General features: G+C 59.0%; 16 protein-coding genes. 9 read left to right on the top strand and 7 right to left on the bottom strand.

Features of this window, described 5'->3' with window-relative positions:
• Positions 1–11: 11 nt before the first annotated feature.
• Both L6439_RS19200 and L6439_RS19195 read right to left on the bottom strand, forming a co-directional pair.
• Positions 12–1,388, bottom strand: a complete 1,377-nt coding sequence (locus L6439_RS19200; RefSeq protein WP_168180170.1) for an ABC transporter permease — start codon at positions 1,386–1,388, stop codon at positions 12–14.
• Entirely contained in the window at positions 1,385–2,110 is a 726-nt protein-coding gene (locus tag L6439_RS19195) for an ABC transporter ATP-binding protein (RefSeq protein ID WP_168180169.1), read from the bottom strand. Before L6439_RS19195 ends, L6439_RS19200 begins: the two co-directional genes overlap by 4 nt.
• A 279-nt stretch (positions 2,111–2,389) precedes the next feature.
• On the opposite strand from L6439_RS19195, the gene L6439_RS19190 reads away from it, so the two are divergent.
• Together L6439_RS19190 and L6439_RS19185 are read left to right on the top strand one after the other, a co-directional pair.
• Positions 2,390–3,142, top strand: coding sequence for a pseudouridine synthase (locus tag L6439_RS19190; protein WP_213469506.1), 753 nt, complete (start codon positions 2,390–2,392; stop codon positions 3,140–3,142).
• A 26-nt stretch (positions 3,143–3,168) separates the two neighbouring features.
• On the top strand, positions 3,169–3,981 hold the full coding sequence (locus L6439_RS19185) for a Cof-type HAD-IIB family hydrolase (RefSeq protein WP_168180167.1): 813 nt from the start codon (positions 3,169–3,171) through the stop codon (positions 3,979–3,981).
• A gap of 64 nt (positions 3,982–4,045) precedes the next feature.
• On the opposite strand, the gene L6439_RS19180 is transcribed toward L6439_RS19185, so the two are convergent.
• Entirely contained in the window at positions 4,046–4,138 is a 93-nt protein-coding gene (locus L6439_RS19180; RefSeq protein WP_168180166.1) for a sporulation protein YjcZ, read from the bottom strand.
• Positions 4,139–4,353: 215 nt separating this feature from the next.
• Between L6439_RS19180 and L6439_RS19175 the strand changes: the two genes are divergently transcribed.
• A complete protein-coding gene (locus L6439_RS19175) occupies positions 4,354–5,052 on the top strand; it encodes a hypothetical protein (RefSeq protein ID WP_213469505.1) in 699 nt (232 codons plus the stop codon).
• A gap of 1,029 nt (positions 5,053–6,081) precedes the next feature.
• Here L6439_RS19175 and L6439_RS19170 read toward each other — a convergent pair.
• Positions 6,082–7,524 (bottom strand): RsmB/NOP family class I SAM-dependent RNA methyltransferase, encoded by a 1,443-nt coding sequence (locus L6439_RS19170; RefSeq protein ID WP_213469504.1) that lies wholly within the window; start codon positions 7,522–7,524, stop codon positions 6,082–6,084.
• A gap of 239 nt (positions 7,525–7,763) precedes the next feature.
• Positions 7,764–8,660 carry a hypothetical protein gene (locus L6439_RS19165; RefSeq protein ID WP_213469503.1) on the bottom strand — a complete coding sequence of 299 codons (897 nt, stop codon included), beginning with the start codon at positions 8,658–8,660 and terminating at the stop codon, positions 7,764–7,766.
• Between the two features lie 818 nt (positions 8,661–9,478).
• On the opposite strand from L6439_RS19165, the gene L6439_RS19160 reads away from it, so the two are divergent.
• Together L6439_RS19160 and L6439_RS19155 are read left to right on the top strand one after the other, a co-directional pair.
• Complete coding sequence (locus tag L6439_RS19160; protein WP_168180162.1) at positions 9,479–10,420, top strand: ABC transporter ATP-binding protein; 942 nt, start codon at positions 9,479–9,481, stop codon at positions 10,418–10,420.
• Complete coding sequence (locus L6439_RS19155; protein WP_213469502.1) at positions 10,417–11,175, top strand: ABC transporter permease; 759 nt, start codon at positions 10,417–10,419, stop codon at positions 11,173–11,175. The genes L6439_RS19160 and L6439_RS19155 overlap by 4 nt, the downstream gene beginning before the upstream one ends.
• A gap of 50 nt (positions 11,176–11,225) precedes the next feature.
• Here L6439_RS19155 and L6439_RS19150 read toward each other — a convergent pair whose 3' ends face one another.
• Positions 11,226–12,422, bottom strand: coding sequence for a GGDEF domain-containing protein (locus L6439_RS19150; protein WP_213469501.1), 1,197 nt, complete (start codon positions 12,420–12,422; stop codon positions 11,226–11,228).
• Between the two features lie 85 nt (positions 12,423–12,507).
• Between L6439_RS19150 and L6439_RS19145 the strand changes: the two genes are divergently transcribed.
• From L6439_RS19145 to L6439_RS19135, 3 genes are all read left to right on the top strand, one after another.
• A complete protein-coding gene (locus L6439_RS19145; protein ID WP_168180159.1) occupies positions 12,508–13,641 on the top strand; it encodes a glycosyltransferase family 4 protein in 1,134 nt (377 codons plus the stop codon).
• A 91-nt stretch (positions 13,642–13,732) separates the two neighbouring features.
• Complete coding sequence (locus L6439_RS19140) at positions 13,733–15,067, top strand: metallophosphoesterase family protein (RefSeq protein WP_213469500.1); 1,335 nt, start codon at positions 13,733–13,735, stop codon at positions 15,065–15,067.
• Complete coding sequence (locus L6439_RS19135; RefSeq protein ID WP_213469499.1) at positions 15,064–18,309, top strand: AAA family ATPase; 3,246 nt, start codon at positions 15,064–15,066, stop codon at positions 18,307–18,309. Before L6439_RS19140 ends, L6439_RS19135 begins: the two co-directional genes overlap by 4 nt.
• Before the next feature lie 192 nt (positions 18,310–18,501).
• Here the strand turns inward: L6439_RS19135 and L6439_RS19130 are convergent, their stop codons facing one another.
• Positions 18,502–19,614, bottom strand: coding sequence for a YkvI family membrane protein (locus tag L6439_RS19130; protein ID WP_213469498.1), 1,113 nt, complete (start codon positions 19,612–19,614; stop codon positions 18,502–18,504).
• A gap of 145 nt (positions 19,615–19,759) precedes the next feature.
• On the opposite strand from L6439_RS19130, the gene L6439_RS19125 reads away from it, so the two are divergent.
• On the top strand, positions 19,760–20,374 hold the full coding sequence (locus tag L6439_RS19125) for a DedA family protein (RefSeq protein WP_168182485.1): 615 nt from the start codon (positions 19,760–19,762) through the stop codon (positions 20,372–20,374).
• The last annotated feature ends 18 nt before the right edge of the window (positions 20,375–20,392 follow it).

Genomic DNA, 20,392 nt, shown 5'->3' with positions numbered 1-20,392 from the left:
CGCGACTGCGATCAATCGCGCTTGATGGCCGTCAGCGCATCGGTGCGCGACGCGCTTATCGCAGGATAGAGGCCCGATATGACCCCGGTCATAATAGCGAAGGCGATGCCGATCGGAATAAAGTTGGATGAAATAAAAATAATCGGATCCCCGCTGCCGTCCGACATGGCCCCTGCGGCCGCCCCGTTGATCGCCCAGACGATCCAATAGGACAGCATAATGCCGACCAGGCCGCCTACCAGGCCGAGCAGCGCCGCTTCGATGATGAACATATTGCGGATCTGCTTCAGATTGGCGCCCAGCACCTTCATAATTCCGATTTGCCGGCGGCGCTGATACGTTGACATCGTCATCGCGACGACGATGGAGATGGATGCGATGAACAGCACGAACAAGCCGATGCCGAGGGCGATCGTGCGCACGATGGCGAATTGTTCCTTCAGACGGTCTATCTGGTGAAGGTTGGTGCTTGTGTTCAGGACCAGCTTTTTGATTTGCTTTTCGACGTGCTCGACATTCTTCTGATCGTCGACCTTGACGATGAGCGAATTGTATGTACCTCGCTTGGGAACGGAGTCCCCTTCGATCTTTAGCTCTTGCTGCAGCAGTTCGGCGGTCTCCAGCGAGACATACGCCTTTTTGTCATACATGACCATGTCATCCGTGCTGCCGGCCGGCTTCTTGAGCACGCCGGACACGCGAAGCGGAGAACTGGCCTGCGGGCGTTTGCCGTCCTCGCCTCCGAACGGGATCAGCCGGATCTGGCGCTGATAGAGCGAGCTCGGCGTACGGCTCAGATTGCGGTATTGCTGCATTAACGCATCGTCGTACGGGTTCTCGTTCAACTGCTTGATCAGCTTGTCCATCGTCTCCTCGTCGACGAGTCCGAGGGTGGCCCCGTAATTCAAAATGACGGTCCCTGTCAGATCGGAAGCCGCGCCCTGCATGAACTCATGGCCGAAGTCGGTCAGCGTATTCAGGTCGGTGCCGATAATCTCCAGGCCGGACTTGCGCTCGTCGGCGGTCTCCATCTGCATATAGCCGAGCTGCTGAAAAGCCGCTACCGCCTTGACGTGAGGTATGTTGCGGATGACCTCGAGCTTCTGCTCGGTAATCTGCCCGCGTTCCTCGGCTTCGCTGTTATCGCCTTTGCTTGCGTTTTGCGCGCTCGGGTCCGAGACGCCCTTGTTCGGCGTGACGGTGATCTCGTCCATTTTCAGAAAGGAATTCAATTGCTTCTCCGCGAACACCTGGGCCGATTCCCCGACGCTCATCGCGACGACGATAGAGGCGCAGCCGATCGAGATCCCGATGGCGCACAAGCCGGTGACTACCTTGCGCCGCTTCAACTGATCCCAGGACAGCCGTATGTAGTCGGCGATTCTCAATGGGTTTCACCTCCGGTCGGGACCGCTTCTTCCCGAGCTTGCTCCGGAGCGGGGCTGTCATCGTGCAGATGGCCGTCTCTCAGCGTAAGAATGCGTTTCGTCTGGGCAGCCACTTCATGCTCGTGGGTGACGATGATGAATGTCGTATCCATTGTCTGGTTCAACTGCTTCAAGATCGCGATAATCTCCTCCTCGGTGCGGGTATCGAGATTCCCCGTCGGCTCGTCGGCAAAAATAACGGACGGATCGGTGATAAGCGAACGGGCGATACTGACCCGCTGCTGCTGTCCGCCCGAGAGCTGGGACGTGAACAGCTCTGACTTGTCGGGAAGTCCGACCTGTTCCAGCAGGCGCATCGCCTTGGCCTTGCGCTCGGAAGGGGCGACGCCCTGAAAGATGAGCGGCAGCTCGACGTTCTCCCGCACCGTGAGATTGGCGATCAGTTCATAGGCTTGGAAAATAAAGCCGATATTCCCGCGCCGGAATTCGGCCAACTGGTTCTCGCTCATCGTGACGATGTTCTGGCCCGCGATATATATGCTGCCTTCCGTCGGCTTCATCAGCCCTGCCATCAAATTCAGCAGGGTCGACTTGCCGGAGCCGGAGCTCCCGAGCAGGGCGACCATCTCTCCGCGCTGCACACTGAACGATACCGAGTGCAGCACCTGGGTTGTCTCCGGCCCGTTTTTGAAGGCGTGCGACAGATTTTCAACACGTAACATCCGTCTCCTCCTCTCTCTGATTGTCTGTTGTCCCGGATGATTGTGAAAACAATGTTTTCATACGAATATTGTACAATAAAGTTTCCCCGTTGCGGGCATACATGACAATAATGTAAGTCTGCTTGCACATAGACGAGAAGAGGAGGAAGCAGCTCTTCACGCGTTTCTTTTCCAAAACGGACGACAACATGGTATGCTGATAAGGACATGTCCTGCATTAGGGCCATGCGATCCGCAGGGACAAGAACGGATAGAGGCAGAGGAGGTGACCCTGTCGTCATGGGCAAAATGATGCGGATCGACAAGCTGCTCGCGCATATGGGCCGCGGTTCCCGGTCGGATATTAGAAAATGGGCCAAGGCGGGGCGAATTTCCGTCAACGGCAAGAGCGTCAAGGATAGCGGCCAGCAGGTCGATCCGGAACGGGATGTCGTCCGGCTGGACGAAGAGATCATAATGTACCGCGAATATATTTATGTGATGATGAACAAGCCGCGGGGCGTCATCTCAGCGACGGAGGATACGCGCGAGCGGACGGTGCTGGATTTGCTTCCGGCGGCGCTGCGGCATTTCGAGCCGTTCCCGGTCGGCCGGCTGGATAAGGATACGGAAGGCTTGCTTCTGATCAGCAACGATGGGCAACTGGCCCATCAGCTGCTGTCTCCGAAGAAGCATGTACCGAAGACCTACTTCGCTCAGGTGGCGGGCGAGGTGACCGCCGGGGACGGCGCCAGCTTTGCCGCGGGCGTCACCTTGGATGACGGTTATGTGACGGCTCCGGCACGGCTGAACATTCTCGGTCACCGGCCGGATGGGGAAGAGGGCGTCCTGTCGGAAATCGAGCTGACGATAACGGAGGGCAAATTCCATCAGGTGAAGCGGATGTTCGCGGCGGTCGGCAAGAAGGTCGTCTATTTGAAGCGTCTCTCAATGGGAACGCTGGAGCTGGACCCGCAGCTGAAGCCCGGACAATGGCGCGAATGCAGTCCGGAAGAGATAGAACGGCTGCGCTCGGGACACAATGAGGGATAGAACCGACAGAAGGGGAGAGAAGGCCTATGAATTACCGAATGATTGCCTTGGATATGGACGGGACATTGTTGAATGACGAACATGCGATTACGGGCCGTACGGCCGCTACGATACGGAGCGTAGCCGAGCGAGGTGCGGAGATTGTGCTCTGCACCGGGCGCGCTCCGCAAAGCACGCTGCCTTATTTGGACGAGCTGGGGCTGGAAGGCGTCGTCATTACGCATAACGGAGCGGCGACCGTCGCATCAAAAGGCCGGCGCATTCTGCACCGCTTCGATATTCCGCCGCAAGAACTGGAGCCGTATATTCAATATTGCCGCGAGCACGGCGTTCATTTCAATATCAACACGGTGTTCGATTTATATGTGGATGACCGGGCGGGAATGGCGCCGGAGACGCTGGATCTGTACGCTCAGTTCCTTGTCGAGCCGAAGCAGCTTCCAAGCTGGGACGAACTGGAGGACGCGCCGGTCAAAATGACGTTAAGCGGGCAAAAAGAAGAGATGGATCGGGTGGAAGCGGAATTGGGCTTGTGGGAACATCGCTTGCACTATATCCGCTCCGGGGATTACTTTATCGATATTATGCATCAGGACGCGTCCAAGGGAAGCGCGCTGGCGAAGCTGGCGGAGCTTCGCGGCGTTGCCCCGGAGCAGGTGCTCGCCATCGGCAATTACTATAACGATCTGTCGATGATTGAATTTGCGGGGATGGGCATCGCGATGGATAATTCACCGATTGAGGTGAAGGCAGCCGCACAGGAAGTCACGGCATCGAACAATGAAGACGGCGTTCATGAGGCGCTTGTCAAGCATTGTCTGGAAAGGGCGGCGCGATAGGCGTTCCCGGCATAACGCGGAATAAGGCGGGGGCGTCCCCGCCTTCTGTGTGCCTGATGATCTTCTAGTAGATGAGCGAGCGGGATACGATGACCAGCAAAATGAACAATACGAGAATGACGCCTGTCGATGTGAAATGCCCAAATCCTGCACCCATGGAAACATTCCTCCCTTGTTCGAGATGAAGCGGAACAGCGGGATGGATACCCGGAGGGACGATGTCCCCCTTGTTCCGACACCCATAGATTATGCAGCGGAATCCGGCTGCGATTGGACGGCTATCCAGACCCGTCGGAGGGAATGTAACGCGAAGGAACGGGCAACCTTAAGGAAGTACCGGATTTACCGGAAATGGCAAGGGAGGACACGCAGATGATTGAATTTCGCCCTGACTTCCGGACGGCAAGCGGGGAAGCGCAGGATGTGCTGTTCAATGGCGCGTACGCAGGGGAGTTCCTCTGGCTGTACCGGGAGCGGGAACGGCTTCAAGGCGTATTCGTCATGGACGGAATGGACGTGCTGGAGCGGCACCGGAGCGCGATCGAGGAACAGGTCGAACGCTATGTCCGGCATACGGCGGAAGCATTGGGCGCCGCCGAGCTGGAGGTCGTGTTCGTGACGGGGCAAGTGCAGCGCATCGTCACGAATGATGACGTCGCGGAATATCGGGCGGAGGCCCCGGAGCGGCAAGCGGGGCCGTTCGGCGCCCGGCCGATGGACAGGCTGGAGCATGATCCGGACGAGGACAACGGGACGGAAGGGGCGGATGATCGGATTCACGTGATTTTGGCGCGGGATGACGGCAGCGCGCTGCTCTATGATATTTACCGCGATCGGAGCGGCTCTCTGCCGGTCGGAGAGGCCACAATCAGCACCGACGGGCCGGAAATGTCCGGGTATATCGATTTTCGCGTACCGGGAACGGGAGCGGATCGGGCCTGCATCGGCCAGGAGCTCGCTTGTCAATTGGCCAAGGATAAGCAGGTGCAGTCGCTCCATCTGACGATGATGTTCCATAACGAGATGATTGATGAAATGATCGTGGATTGCGCATCCCGCGATCAGGGGTAACCGTTAACCTTGCAGAGGCAAGGCTCCCGGGGGGAGCAGTTGAATCTGCAAGGTCAGCGGTTTTTTTGAAATTTTTTGAGGTAGAAGCTGTTCTGCGGCATTGTTTCTGTTTTTGGTCAGGCCAGGATATGGAGACGAACATGTTAAAACGAAACTTTCTGGGTCAAAACTTGGCACTCTGAATATTTTACATCGATTTTTCTACTGAGAGACGAGTATCCACCGCATAAAAAATGAATCCCCTCCACGGACGGTCTCAACGGCCCGATATACGGGCTCCAAGAGACTGCGTTGGATGATTTATAGGCTTCACAAGAAACTGCGACGCTCCTCGGGGCATTAGCGCCTTTTGGAGGTATCATCGCCTTCTGGGGCTTGAACGTGTGGAGGAAATTGCTGCTATTTTACAGGATTTTCGGCTCAAAGAGTTCGCATCCCAGGAAAATGCTGCAAATCTACATCAATTTAGGCCCTTTTGTTCAAAGTCGAAGGGAAACGAGTGAAATTGCTGCAATTGTGCAGGATTCCTTTTCTGCTGAAGTCGTCCCTATCGAATTGCTGTATTTTTGCAGGATTGTGCTTACCGAATCGGCGTGTCTGGAGAAGTCGTATAGTTTTTCGGATTGTGTTTACCGAACGGACTTACCGAACAGGCCTGCCGGATAAGCTTGTCTGTAACAATCGTGCAGTTATACAAATTTCGCTAACCGAATCGGCGTGTCTGGAGATATCATGCAGCAGTTATGCGGATTTCACTTGCCGCTTAGTCGTTTCCAGAGCGTTTCCAGGGAAATTGTACAGTTTTCAGGCTATTGGCCCCCTTTTTTACGAAGAGTGGAGATTGTCCATTTACCGAATCGAAACCTGGCACTCCGATCAGAGCGTGTTACATCCTTTTTTTCTACACTTTTTCTGCTAAGAGAGAAGTCCAAATGGAGTGCCGAAAAAACACTTGGACTTTATTATGTTGCCGGAGAAAAGAATCCAGGCTTATCCCTACCATGAGACACAACGGCCGAACCCCCCTTGCTAACCGAGCGCGCGAAGGCCTTTCGGCAGATGATTTTTGATCAGGCCGTCGGACGCTTTGCCCCAGCCGATCGGCAGGCCGTCGACGGCGACGAGGGTCCAGCCCTTGGCGCCGCTCTGTTCCGGGTTCGGCGCGATCGGTTCGCCGCGCAGATAAGCGGCTATGCGCGGATCGTCCGCGGCGGCGTCGAAGCGGAGCGCGGCCTGATCCGCTGCGGTGCAGGCCATCGCCAGCGCATGGGCTGGCTCGAGCCGGTTCTTCCGCAAATGAGCGAGATGAAGGCCGAGGCGGTGCAGGCGCAGCCCGGAGAATACGGAAGCGTCGTCAAGCAGCGCCCGCGCTCCAGGATGCGTATCGGGAACGTAGTACAGCTCGTCCCCGAACAGCAGCGGCCTTCCTGGCGGAAGCTCCAGGCCGGGCAGATGCACGCGGGCCCATTCGGCGTACTGCCGGAACGCGGCCGCCGCCGCATTCACTCCGGAAGCCCCCTTGCCCTTGCGGCTGCCGCCGCGACGCCCGGATTGCGCCGATGCGGAACCGTCCGCGGCGTCTGTCGCGTCTGGCGCGGAAGAGGATTTCTTCAACAGCGCGACGAAATGCCCTTCCCCCCGATGGCGGTGCGGCCACAGCCGTTCCATGCGCACCAGCTCGAATTCGGGATACGTCTCCAGCCAATGAGCGATGATGTCCTCGTTCTCCCGGCGATTGAAGGTGCAGGTGGAATAGACAAGGCTTCCTCCCGGGCGAAGCATCCGGACAGCCGCCCGGATAATATCCCGCTGGCGGAGCGCGCATGCCTCCACATGCTCGGTCGACCATTCGTTGACCGCCTCCGGATCTTTGCGGAACATCCCTTCCCCCGAGCAGGGCGCATCCAGCATAATGCGGTCGAAGCTGTACGGGAAGCGCTCGGCCAGCGCATGCGGATCCGCCTGAGTGACGATGCAGTTGACGACCCCCATCCGTTCCATATTTTCGGCCAATATTTTGGCTCGCTGCGGATGGATCTCGTTGGCGATAAGCAGCCCCTCGCCCTTCATCCGCCCGGCGATCTGAGTCGCCTTGCCTCCCGGAGCCGCGGCCAGGTCCAGCACGAGCTCGCCCGGCTGCGGATCGAGCAGCTCGGCGGAAGACATGGCGGAAGGCTCCTGAATGTAATACAAACCGGCATGATGGTAGGGATGCTTCCCGGGCCGGGATGATTCCTCATAGTAATATCCTTCCGGGCACCACGGGACAGGCTCCAGGCCGAAGAGGGCGGCCGCGTTCCGGCGGGCCGTCTCATGTCCGCCCCACTTCCAGGGCTGCACGCGCAGGCCGTAGGCCCGGGGCTCCCGGTAGCTGTCGAGGAAGGGATCGATCGGTTCGCCGTCCGCTTCGAACAGGCGCTTCATCTGTTCTTGATAGGCCAGAGGCAATTCATCAGGCAATGATATTGACATCGCATTAACTCCTTGCATGATAAAATAGATTGCGAAAAAGGGTTTGGTGATTATGCGGTTGTACGTCATTATTATTACCCAACGCAATCATCCCTGGCAATAAAAAGCCGCTCATTCCCCGAAAAGGAAATGAGCGGTATACCACGCTTCCTCTATCGCTCTTATACAACGATCACCCTGAACCTAGCCCTACGGAGAGTTAGCTCTGTAACGCTGTAAGCAGAAATTAAAACTGAACTCTAAATTTCTTTAACCCCGCCATAAACATTTCCTGCAAATGTTCCGCCAACGTATGCCTCAACCGTACCAGAATTCATGGTAATACCAGCCCATCGAATACCAAATTGGGATTCAAAATAAACTCGAGTATATACTTCTGGATATGAATAGTTTTCTACTCTAACTGTGCGCTCCTTGCCTTCAGCTTTCTTTTCTATGACCAGAGTAGAACCCCAAAAATGTCTTTCAGAATTTCCATCTGAGTTATTATGTTTTGCGGTCTTTCCGTCATATTGGAAATTCCCTTCTGCCCAAATAGTAAACATTTTTCCGCCTAAAGCATTATATGCGATTCCAGTACTTCTTTCGGTTCTTGTTGTTTTCCAAGCAGCCGCTAAAGTTTGGTTCGAAAAATCGGAGTCTTTAGCGGGAACACTGCTTAGGTCCCAAATCATTACCTCACCAGTATCAGCAATATATACAGTAACTGCGCCATTCTCATTAGGAAACTTATAAATTGAATCCCCATTTCCAGACGAGTTATTGGCAACATAAGAAGCGAGTTCCTCGAAATGTAGCACATTTCTTGAAGCAGTACCTGTAGTATCTATCGTATCATTGGCAGGGAAGATGTCATCAATTGTTAGATTATTTACATCAATGAGCTTTTGAGGTGCAGGATTATGGGAAAAATAGTTATCGATAATAGATTCAATATCCTTTAGTTTTAACTTTTGATATTGTACAGATGACATCATAGCATTTAATTGACTCACATTATTTTTAATATAACTTCGTACGATTTGTACTGTCTCCTCTTTAGTTTCTCTTTCAGCCGCAGATAATATGGAAGATGAGTTAAAAGTTAATCCAAGCATCAAAGTTACCAAAAATAAAGAAAGCGTTTTCTTAAACATCTTAAGACCTCCAAATTAAATTTTTTCAATTTCCAGAGATCATTGAAGCTAAAAAATAGATTTTAAATGGAAATGATTTGAGGTTAGAAAATCAAGTCGAGCATACCAATTACTGAATGCACGATAAAGGCAATACCAATGCATAAAATTATTATTCGAATTAGCCATGGCATTTTTGGAGGAGGAAAAGTAGAAATAATGCCAACAACAAAGAATAAAATACCAATAAATAACTCAAATATATATAATAATATATATACTCACTCTCCTCTGCGCGTGTGTCATAAAAATTCATTGTTGAGCTTTCGAATAAGGCATAGGGCTTTTTCTTCTGGTGGCGGGTTAACAGTGAACCAGTTCGCAGACTTATAAGTACTGAAAAAACTGGGTTAAATATCATAAATCTTGAAGGGTATGTGAACTGGTTTTCCATTAGAGGAAGCATGGTGGCATACATCTTAAAACCGTTACCAAAGATTGACTAGTTTCCACCTCCTTCCTTATTGATATTACCACAAATAGGGTAAGTGATCAAATTATGATTTAATTAGGTGTGTATTGTATGTGGAGTAAATGTATTTCCTTATTTTATACTTATTAACGCTAACTGTGTAATAGAAACGGGTGCAGCGCACCCTTTGTTCTTTAACAATGAATTCGAAACGATTTGGCCGATACTGCGTACGTAATAGATGTCTTCTGCGATAGCCAATCGGGCAATGCGGATTCCGCAGTTGGAATGAAGGGAAGAATCCGGTAAAGTAAGTCAGAGAGAGGCAGCAACATAAGCAGCTGTACTATGGAAGGAGTGAGATTTGATGCAAGGCACCGATGATACCGTTGTAGAATTGGAAGGCGTGACGAAAAAAATTCGGGGAAAAACGATTATCGATAATTTGTCGTTCCGCGTGCGGCGCGGGGAAGTCTATGGCTTCCTCGGCCCGAACGGCGCAGGCAAGACGACGACGATCCGCATGATCGTCGGACTGATGTCCATGACGTCGGGACGAATCCGGATTGAAGGTCATGACATCCGGACCGACCGGGCCAAAGCGATGACCCACGTCGGGGCGGTCGTCGAAAATCCGGAGCTGTACAAATTTATGAGCGGGCGCAAAAACCTGCTTCATTTCGCCCGCTTGAGCGGCAAATCGATCAGCGAGGAGCGGATCGAGGAAATCGTGCGGCTCGTCGAGCTCGAAAATGCGATAGATAAAAAGGTGAAGAACTACTCGCTGGGGATGCGGCAGCGGCTCGGCATCGCGCAGGCGCTGCTTCACGATCCTTCGATTCTGATTTTGGACGAGCCTACGAACGGGCTCGATCCGGCAGGTATCCGGCAACTCCGCGACTATTTGCGCCGCTTGGCCCGGGAGGAGAAAATCTCGATTCTCGTCTCGAGCCATCTGCTCTCGGAAATCGAATTGATGTGCGACCGGGTCGTTATCATCCAGAACGGCAAATTCGTCGGGGAGCGGGAACTGAATCCGTCCGTTGACGCGGCGGAAGCGCGGCCGGCCACGATCTATCTGGAGGTGGATCGGACCGAGGAAGCCCTGCAGGCGCTCGCTGCGGCCGATTGGCCAGCGGCCCGGGACGAATCTCGTTCCGGCATCACCGTGAACGTCATGCGGAATGAGATTCCGAAGGTCGTCGAGAAGCTTGTCCACGCGGGCATCGCGATCTACGAGGTCCGGACCTCCGCGCCGACGCTGGAAGATACCTTCCTTACGATGACGAAAGGAGGCCGGATTGAATGAGTTACTTTTTCTCGCTCGTCCAGAATGAATGGATGAAGACGAACAGCAAGCGGCAAGCGCCGTATTATTATATTTTCCTGGCGTTAATGGCGCTGCTGCTCGGGGTTGTCATCCGGTTTTTCGTGTTCAAGGACGGAGCCATGCCTTATTTGGAATTTGCCAATACCTTTGTGTTCATCGCCCGGCCGCTGACCACCATCTTCATCATCATCGTCGCGGCACAGACGATCACGGACGAATTCAAGGACGGCACGATCAAGCAGCTGTTAATCCGGCCGGCCAGCCGCTCGCTTGTCCTGGCCTCGAAATGGGTGAATGCGCTCCTCGTGCTGTTCGCGGCTTATATGATCATTTTGCTGCTCGGATTGGGTATCGGCGCCGCGCTGTTCAATCTGGCCGCAGAGGAAGCTACCTTGATGGATTCGGTCGTGTCGCTCTTCCTTGGTTATTCGGAAGCGGCCTTTCAGCTCACGCTCGCATTCATGATTGCGGTGCTGACCCGAAGTCTGGGCTTGTCCATCGCGCTGCCGATCATTGTCCAGATGCTCGGCGGAACGGTCTCGATGATGCTCCATCAGAAGGAGTGGTACAAATGGCTGGTGTTCCCGCATTTGAACTGGGGACCTTATTTCGGGGAAGGCCAGTTGCCTTATGAAGGGGCGACGTTAGGCTTCAGCCTCATGATGTACGCGATCTACTTTGCCGTGCTGCTCGCCGTCTCGTTCTTCGTCTTCCAGAAGCGCGACGTGCAGTGAGAAATGAATAGCGCCCCTGCCGGAATCCGTCCCGGCAGGGGCGCTTCTGTTCAGCGGCCGGCCGCTGAAGCGCGCTTGCGCCGGCGGGGGCTGCCGATGGCGTCATAATCGGTCACTCGATTCTTGCCTGTCGTCTTCGAGTGGTACATCGCCTGGTCCGCCTCCCTGACCAGCTCCTCGGGCGTCATTCCGCTTCGCAGCGCGCTGTGGCCGACGCTGACGGTGACGCTTGTCTCCGCCTCCACCCTCCGGCGGATATTCTCGGCCAACTGATCCACGCGGGCATGCGGATCCACGATCAGCGCCACGAGCTCCTCGCCTCCGAAGCGCCCCGGAATGCCGGCTTCCTCCACTTCCTCCCGAATGATCGCGGAGACCAGCTTCAGCTCATCATCCGCTCTATCATGCCCCTGCGTATCGTTCAAGCGCTTGAAATTGTCGATATCGCAGAAGATGAGCGAAATGGCGGCCTCCTTCTGCGCGTAGCTCTGCATTGCCTTGAAGAGATAGCGGCGGTTGTACAATTGGGTCAGCCCGTCGGTAATCGAGGACCGGTATGTCCGCTGCAGATGCTCGACCACGCGCTCGAACAGAATGAAGAACATGAGCGTGAAATACACGAGCGGAAGCGCGTGCTCCAGGTAGAACAGGAGCCTGTTCATTCCGCCGAAATAAATCGAGTTCACTCCGGACGACAGGTTCATCAAAAAATTGACGAGGAGGGTAAACGCATACTTCACCCGCTGGCCCGCACGGGGGCCAATCCAGAAATAACAGAATACGGTGAACGTCATATGATAGACTATGAGCGGCCACGACGGCTTGGCGGATAGCCCATACTGCTCCGCCAGGATGAGGGAGAGGGCGGCGGCTCCCGCGAGCAGGAGCAGGGCAGTCAGCGCATATACGCGCATTCTCCGGTTGCTGCGCTTGTACAGCCGCAGCACCGCCAAATTCATCAACAAAAAAGAAAACGCTTGCAGGGCGGTTCTTCCTATCCCATACGGATCGAACCATCCGGGAAACCATTCATAATCGGCAAGATCCAACGTCCGCTCGAACGCGATGAGCAGCAAGGCCGCGATGAATAGAATATATGCTCCGGAGCGCTGCCTGGAATAGAGGCGAACCGTCATCAAAAGCATAATGAACAAAATATACATCATGCACGCCGACGTCACCGCGACGGCGGTGCTGCCGGATAACTCTGGGGTAACAAGCCGATTCATCGCAATCGATAGCTCCATTTGCGTAGTCTTTACTGAAACATATGTTCTAATATATCATAAATGGTAGACATCGAAAAGCGAAAGCAACATGAAGGAGGCTGGCATGAAAATATTGCAGGCGTTGTTTTTCCCGCCGGAACAGCCGGGAGGCGTGTCCTCCATGGTTCCCTATATACAAGACCGCTTCCAGCTCCCCCGATGGGAGATGGAGCTCTTCTCGCTGCCCAAGCGGCTGCGGGGCAAAGGGCAGGAGGAGATCGCCTTCGCGACCTTCGACTGGACCGTATATGGCGATTCTCCGATCGTGGCCAAATATATTCAGACGATCCGCGATTACATATGGTGGACGAGACGGCGAATCACCTCCTCCTATGATCTTATTCATGCCCATCATCCGATTGCCGGCTGGGTGATGAAGCGGCTCTTCCCCGAGACGCCGGTCATCTTGACGGTTCACTCCAGCTACGAGCGGGAACTGCTTCTGAACGGCAAAATCGAGCCGGACGGACCGGAGTTCCGCTTCCTGACCTCCTTGTACGGGGAGCTGGAAGCGCATGTCGATCTGATGATGACGGTATCGAATTCGTTCCGGCACGATCTGGCGCCCTACGTCGCGCGCCCGGAGCGGATCGAGGTGCTCCCGAACGGCTTCGACGAGAAGCGGTTCCGGCCGATTGCCCATGAGAATGAAGTGCCCCAGTTAATTGTCGTATGCCGGCTTGTCCCGGCGAAGGGGCTTGATGTGCTGCTCCGGGCTTGCTCCGAGCTGAAGCGGCGCGGCCGGCCTTATGTGCTCCACATCATCGGCGACGGGCCGATCCGCGAGGATCTGGAGCGGCTTGCCCAGGAGCTTGGCATTTATGACGAGACGATATTTTATGGCTATATGCTCCATCCGGAGGAGTTCATGCCATTCTCGGACATCTTCGTGCTGCCCTCCCGGGCGGAGGCGTTCGGATCGGTGTTCGCGGAGGCGGCGTTGTGCGGGCTCGCGCTGGTCGGCACGAATGTCGGCGGCATCGCCGAGCAGATTACCGACGGGGTGAACGGGCTGCTGGTGCCCGTGGACGATCCGGACGCGCTCGCCGCGGCGCTGGATCGGGTCATGACGGATCCGGCGTTCCGCTATGAGCTGTCCCGGACGGCCTGGACGAAGGCGAAGCAGGATTACTCGCTGAGCGGCGTCGTGAACGAGTTGAAGCGAATCTATCTCCGCTTCCGCGTCACCGCGGACTGACTTCGCCGACCGGAGAAGGCCCATCCAGCCATGCGAACGCCCGGCGCTCATCTGCCGGGCGTTCGCGCATGATCAGAGAGGAGAGAGGAAGTTGAATGCGTTTCGCTTCATACATGCGGCAGACCTGCATGTGGACAGCCCGTTCCGGGGCCTGAGGGAGCTTCCGTCATCGCTGCGCGCGCGCGCCGTCGAATCGACCTTCGCCGCATGGGATGCGCTCGTGGATCTGGCGGTGCGGGAACAGGCCGCCTTCGTCGTCGTCAGCGGCGACCTGTACGACGGCAAGGATCGGTCGCTGAAGGCCCAGTGGCGTCTCCAGCGGGGAATGGAACGGCTGGCCGGGCACGGGATTGCGGTCTATCTGATTCACGGCAATCACGATCCGCTGCATGAAGGCGTGCAGTGGGCGTGGCCGGACAACGTGACCGTTTTCGGCGCCGGCGCGCCCGGCGCGGCCTTGGCCCGCGGGGCCGACGGGACGCCGCTTGCGGTGATCGCCGGGATGTCGTACGGCGATTCCGCCGTTCGGGACAATCTGGCCGCGCGTTATCCGGCGGAGCCGGAGAAGGCGCTTGCCGCCGAGGAGGCGAACGGCTTGCCGGACCGGGCGCGCCTGTTCCGCATCGGCATGCTGCACGGGACGGTCGACGGGCGGCCGGGCCATGATCCGTATGCTCCCTGCTCCAAGCGGGAGCTGATCGCCTCCGGGTACGATTATTGGGCGCTCGGCCATATTCACCTCCGGGAGGTGCTTCATGACTCTCCCTATATCGTCTACCCCGGCAATACGCAGGGGCGGCATGTCAAGGAGACCGGGCCGAAGGGCTGCTACGTCGTCGAGGTGGACGAGCGGCGTCACGTGTCGCTGCGCTTCGCGCCGCTCGATCTGGTCCGCTGGCGCGATGAGGCCGTCGACATCGCGGATCTCGCCGATATGCAGCAGGTGATGGATCGGCTGGACGCAGCGCTGGCCGGGCTGCGCCAGCAGTGCGGCAGCCGCCTCGTCTTCGCGCGCCTGACGCTGGTCGGGCGGACGGCGCTCTACCGCGAGCTGCAGCGCCAATCGCTGGAGCGGCAGTGGGCGGCTGCGGCCAACGAGCAGGAGCTGGAACGGATGGAGCGTTCCGGTTCGACAGACGGGGTATGGATCGCCGAGCTTCGCGTCCGGTGCCGGCCGGATCTCGATCCGGCCGTCTGGCTGGAATCGGACAGCTTCCTCGGCGATCTGGTCCGGCTGGCGGACCGGAGCCGGCAGGACGGCGAGCTGCGGGACGAGCTGCTGGCGGAAGCGCTTGGCGCCTTCCAGATGCAGCCCCGCCTTCGCCAATGGCTGGCCGAACAGCCGGAAGAAGCGCAGGCGGATTGGCTGCACGAAGCGATGCTGCTGGCGCTTGAAGCGCTGCAGGAAGGAGGGAACGCGTCATGAGGCTGCTGCATCTGCATGTGAACGGCTTCGGCGAGCTGCGCGATGTGGACCTTGAGCTGGCCGAGCCGGGGAAGCCCGGGGGCATCACGCTGCTCCTTGGCCCGAATGAGGCGGGCAAGAGCACGCTTGCCGCTTTTCTCCGGGGCATGCTGTACGGCTTCCCGAAGCGCGGCGGCGCGGCCGGCCGCTACGAGCCCGCGGAAGGCGGGGTCTACGGCGGGCGGCTCGCCGTGGAGGACGATCGCGGGCAGGAATGGCGGATCGAGCGCCTGGAGCGGAACGGCAGCGTGCAGACGGTCATCCGCCGCCGGGGGGCGGACGGGCGCCTGGACCGGATGACCCAGTCCGAGCTCGAGACGGAGGTGCTGGGCGGCCTGAACGGCGAGCTGTTCCGGCGACTGTTCGCGATTACGCTGGACGAGCTGCATGAGCTGCAGGCGCTCCAGGGCGACGAGGTCGGCGCCTTCCTGTACGACACCGGCCTCGGAGGCGGCCGTCAGGTCGCCGAGGCGGAGCGGTGGCTGCAGCAGGAGGCGGACAAGCTGTATAAGCCCCGCGGCCGTTCGCAGGAGCTGGCGCATACGCTGCAGGCGCTGGATCGGGCGGACCGGGCGCGGCGGGAGGGCCAGGCGCAGGCGGAGCGGCTGGCCGGCGTGGAAGCGCTGCTGGCGGAAGCGGACGCTGCCCTCGAAGCGGCAGCGGCTTCGCGCCGGGCCGTCCGCGAGGCGCTCGCCTTGACGGAGCGCGCCGCCCACGTCAGCGAGACGTGGGTGCGCCTCGTCGCGGCGCGCGAAGCGCTGGCGGGGCTGCCGCCGCGCGCCGAGTGGCCGCCCGACGCCGCCGCGCGCTGGGAGGCGAACGAGCGCCGGCTCGCCGAGGCGGAGGCGGCGCTCGCCCGTGCGGAAGAGCAGCGGGCCGCGTGGGAACGGCGGCTCGCCGGGCTGCGTCCGCAGGGGGCGCTGCTGGCGCTCGCGCCGGAGGCGCGCCGCTTGGCCCGGCAGGCGGATGCGGTCCGTCACTGGCAGGAGACGGCGGCGGAGACAGAGGCGGAAGCCGCGCGGATCGCGGCGGAGCTGCGCCGTCTCGCCCGCCAGACGGACTCCGGCTGGACGCCGGAGCGGCTGCTTGCCTGCGACGCGAGCTTCACGCAGGCGGAGCAGGCCCGGGCCGCGCAGGCGGAGGCCGATGCCGCCGGCCGGGCCCGGGCCCAAGCCGCCGACGCGGCGGAGCGGGCGGGCCGCGAGGCGTCCGCGGCCGAGGCCGAACGCCGCGAAGCGGAGCGCGCGCTTGCGCGGCATACGGCCGCCGGCGTGCGCGGCACCGGCTTCGCCCCGGCGCCGGCCCAGGCCGAGGAGGTCCTGCGCCGCGGCCAGGCCCTCCAGGACGCGCTCGCGTCGCGGCAGGCTCTGGCTCCTTCGCGGCCAACCGGCCGCCGCTCGGCCCGGTCCGCCGCAGAGCGCCGCATCCCGGCCGCGTACGGCGCGTATGCCTTCGGCGGCGGCGCGCTGCTGCTGGCCGCGCTGCTCGGCTTCGCTGCGGGCCAGTGGCTGGCCGCCGGAGCGGTGGCGGCGGTCGGCCTCGCCGGGACGCTCGCGTTAGCGTATGCCGGCCGCGGCGGGCATGGGGGCCGGGGTGCTGGAGGCCCCGCGGAAGAGGCCGGCGCGGACGGGCGGATGGCCGCGCAGCAGGCCGAAGCGCTGCGGGGGCTGCTTGGCCCGCTCTGGCCCGGGACCGGCGGCGCGGGGCTGCCTGCCGCTTCGAAGCGGCAGGAATTGGCGCAGGCGCTGGCCGATACGGCCGAGTGGGCCCGCGAGCAGGCGCGGCTCGCCGATCGCGCCCGTCATGCGGCCGAAGTCGCCGCGGCCGCCGCGCGCCGGGCGGAAGCCTTGGCGGAGGAAGCCGAGGCGGCCCTGGCGGCGGAGAGAGGAGCTGCCGGGCGCTGGCGCGGCTGGCTGCGGGAGCGCGGGCTGCCGGAGTCGCTCAGCCCCGCCGGCGCGCTCGAGCATCTCCGCCGGGCGGAGCAGGCGCTCGATATGCAGAGCCAGCGGGAACGGCTGCTGGAGCGAGCCTCCCGCCTGCGGCGCCAGATCGGGGAGGTCGAGCAGGAGTGCGCCCGGCTGCTCAAGGCCGCCCGGGAAGCTTCCGAAGGAGACGGCGAAGCGGCCGCGGCGGCCGAGCGCCGGGAAGCGGAAGGCGCTGCTTCGGAGCCGGGCCTCCGGGACGAAGCGGAGGCCCGCCGGCGCTTCGCTTCCATCGGGGAGCTGTACCGCCTGCTGGAACGGCTGGAGGCGGAAGAGAAGCGGCAGCAGCAATATGAGCGCGGCGCAGAGCAGTATGAAGCGGCCGTCGAGGCATGCCGGACGGCGGCCCGGGAAGCGGAGGACGCCCGCCGGCGGAAGGAGCGGCTGCTGGCGGAAGCAGGCGCGGAGGAGGAAGCGGAGTTCCTCCTCCGGATGAACGCCGAAGCCCGCCGCCAGGAATGGGAGCGGACGCTGCAGGAGAGCGAGGCGGTCGTGTACCGCGGCGGGAGTCCGGAGCAGTGGGCGCCGCTGGAGGAACTGCTTACCCGCTATGACGGGGCCGAGCTGGAGCGGCGCGCCGCCGAACGGCAAGCGGAGCTGGAGCGGTGGGATGCGAGCATCAGCGAAGGCGAGGAGCGGCGCGGACGGCTGAAGCAAGAGCATGAGCGGCTCACGGCCGAGGTCGAGGGAGCGGCCCATCATCACGAAGCGGCGATGAACGAGGCGAGGCTCGATGAACAGGCCTCCCGTTATGCGGTGCTGGCGCTGGCCCGAACGCTGATTCAGCGGACGAGGCGGCTCTATGAGCAAGAGAAGCAGCCCGAGGTGCTGAAGCGGGCGGCCGCTCATCTTCGGGCGATGACCGAAGGGCGGTATGTACGGGTGACGGCGCCGCACGGGACGAAGCGTCTGGAAGTGGAACGGGCCGATGGCCGGATGATTGACAGTTCCCTGCTGAGCCGCGGGGCGGCCGAGCAGCTCTATCTGGCCATGCGCTTCGCTTTGGCGGAAGAACTGTCCCATAAGGCGGCCCTTCCGCTGATCCTGGATGACATTCTCGTCAATTATGATCGGCGGAGGCTGGGACAGGCCGTACAAGCGCTGCATCGGCTGTCGTCGGATCATCAGATCGTGATGACGACCTGCCATCCGCATGTGGCGATGGCGTTCCGGAATGAGGTCGCGGATGTGCGCATGGTGGAGCTGGGGCCGATTGGATAAGCGGGCGGAAGAGACAAGCGAGGCCGGCATGGCGGTGCTTCAGGGGGGATCAGCCGCGATTCCGGCCGGGTTCCATGAAGCCCAAGCCGGATTCTCTCCCTAACAGTCGGATCCGCCGCGAGCGAGCGGCTGCGCCCTGCCAGGGAAGGCGCAGCCTGTCCAGGCAAGCCGCATCGGCATTTGGCGTACGCGTCATTTTTTGCGCGGCAGCGGCTTCAGCTTGAGCGTCCCTGCCGCAGGAGATGGAGCGGAGGGAGGTTCCGGCCAGGGCTTCGGCGGGGAGGCCGCCCGCAGCAGCAAGTAGAGCCAGATGAGGCTGAACATGCCGAATAGCGGGTACAGGAACGAAATCAGATTGCGGAAGCCGAATTGGCTGATGGTAAAGCAAATCATCATGATGACCGCCGTGATCAGCTTCTTCGGCACTCCGGTCCGTTGGTGAAGCTGGAGCGTAATGCCGTACAAATCGGCGATAAAGGTCGTGAAAATTTCCGAAAAGATGAGCAGAACATAAATAAGCTGGATGGTGATGCCGAGCGAATGCGCGATCTCCCCCATCGGAATGTCGAACTGCTGTATGCCTGGCATATGGACGGAGAGCGCCAGATGGCCTGCCAGCAGCAGGATGCCGATGAGGACGCCCCCGATCGCGCCTCCGATGCGTATGATACGCTTGTTCGGCATCGAGGCGCCCAGCGGGACGAGCACCGCCTGGGCCATCGCGAGATTGAACGCGCTGTACAGCAAGGGAGCTGTCCATGCGGCATACCACGATGTGTCGGTCGTGATGGTGAAAACCCGTCCCGCGTTCGGCATATGCAGCGTCTGGGTTACGATCATGACGGTAAAGACGAGCATGGTAGGGACGACGAGCGAGTTAAGGCTCAATATCGCGCTCATTCCCCGGTTGATGATGAAATAGGCGGATACGATTGTCAGCAGGAGTCCGGTCTGGTAATGGAAATTCAACTGCTGAACGAAGACCGACCCTGCGCCCGCAAGCATGACCCCGTTCACGCTCACAATGACGATCATGGCGAAAATGCTGACCCAGCCGCCGATTCGCGAACCGAATAAATAATGGTTCACATCTTCATAGGAACGGGCCTGGATCTGCTGGGCAATCAGCATCAGCTTCGTTCCGAGGAAGAGAAAGATGAGGCTGGACACTCCGATCGTGAAGGAAGCGATCCATCCGTATTTGGTGAAAAACTGCAAAATCTCTTGTCCCGTCGCAAATCCGGCTCCGACGACGGTTCCGACGTAAGTGAAAGCAATCTGAAATATCCGCAGCGACTGTCTCAACGGTTAGGCGCCTCCTTGTCCGACAAAGCTTGTTGCGAAGGAAAGAGTTAGCTTGTTCGCATTACTATACGTATGACAAGCTTGGGCCGGACATGACTCCCTCAATGTGGTAAGATAGTAAGGGACTTGAGAGGAGGAGCCTTGGTTGCTGGAGATTACATGGGCATTGACCCATTTCGGGTACATAGCTTTATTTTTTCTGCTGGCGCTTGGCATTGTCGGACTGCCGATCCCGGATGAGACGATCATGGTCTTCGTCGGCAGCTTGACGGTGGAAGGGCCGTTCGGGTACGTGCCCGCGTTCGCCGTATGCCTGGCCGGGAGCATGACCGGCATGACGGTCAGCTATATCGTGGGGCGGAGGGTCGGCAAGCCGCTGCTGGATCGGTACGGCAAGCGGGTGAAGCTGACGCCTGCCCGGGTGGAACGAACCGAGCGCTGGTTCCAGCGGTTCGGTCCATGGGCTATCGTCTTTGGGTATTTTGTGCCCGGCCTGCGCCATTTGACCTGTTATCTGGCCGGAATGGCACGCATGAATTGGTCTCTTTATTTATTTGCAGCCGGAACGGGAGCGCTGATCTGGGTAGCGACTTTTCTGACGATAGGGCATTTCGTCGGAGTTCATTGGGAAGCGGCCGTTCAATGGATTCATACGAGAGGAACGATCTATGTGGCGTGCTTGGCAGCGATGCTCTTGCTGATCGGATCGCTCGTGTATGTCCTTATCCGGCGCCGCGTCCGGCCAAAACAAACGCCTTGATCCTTAACGGCTCAAGGC

Origin of the sequence: Paenibacillus dendritiformis, assembly GCF_021654795.1 — a bacterium.
In the GTDB taxonomy this organism is placed as follows: domain Bacteria; phylum Bacillota; class Bacilli; order Paenibacillales; family Paenibacillaceae; genus Paenibacillus_B.
This window is presented reverse-complemented; position numbering and strand designations above follow the sequence as displayed.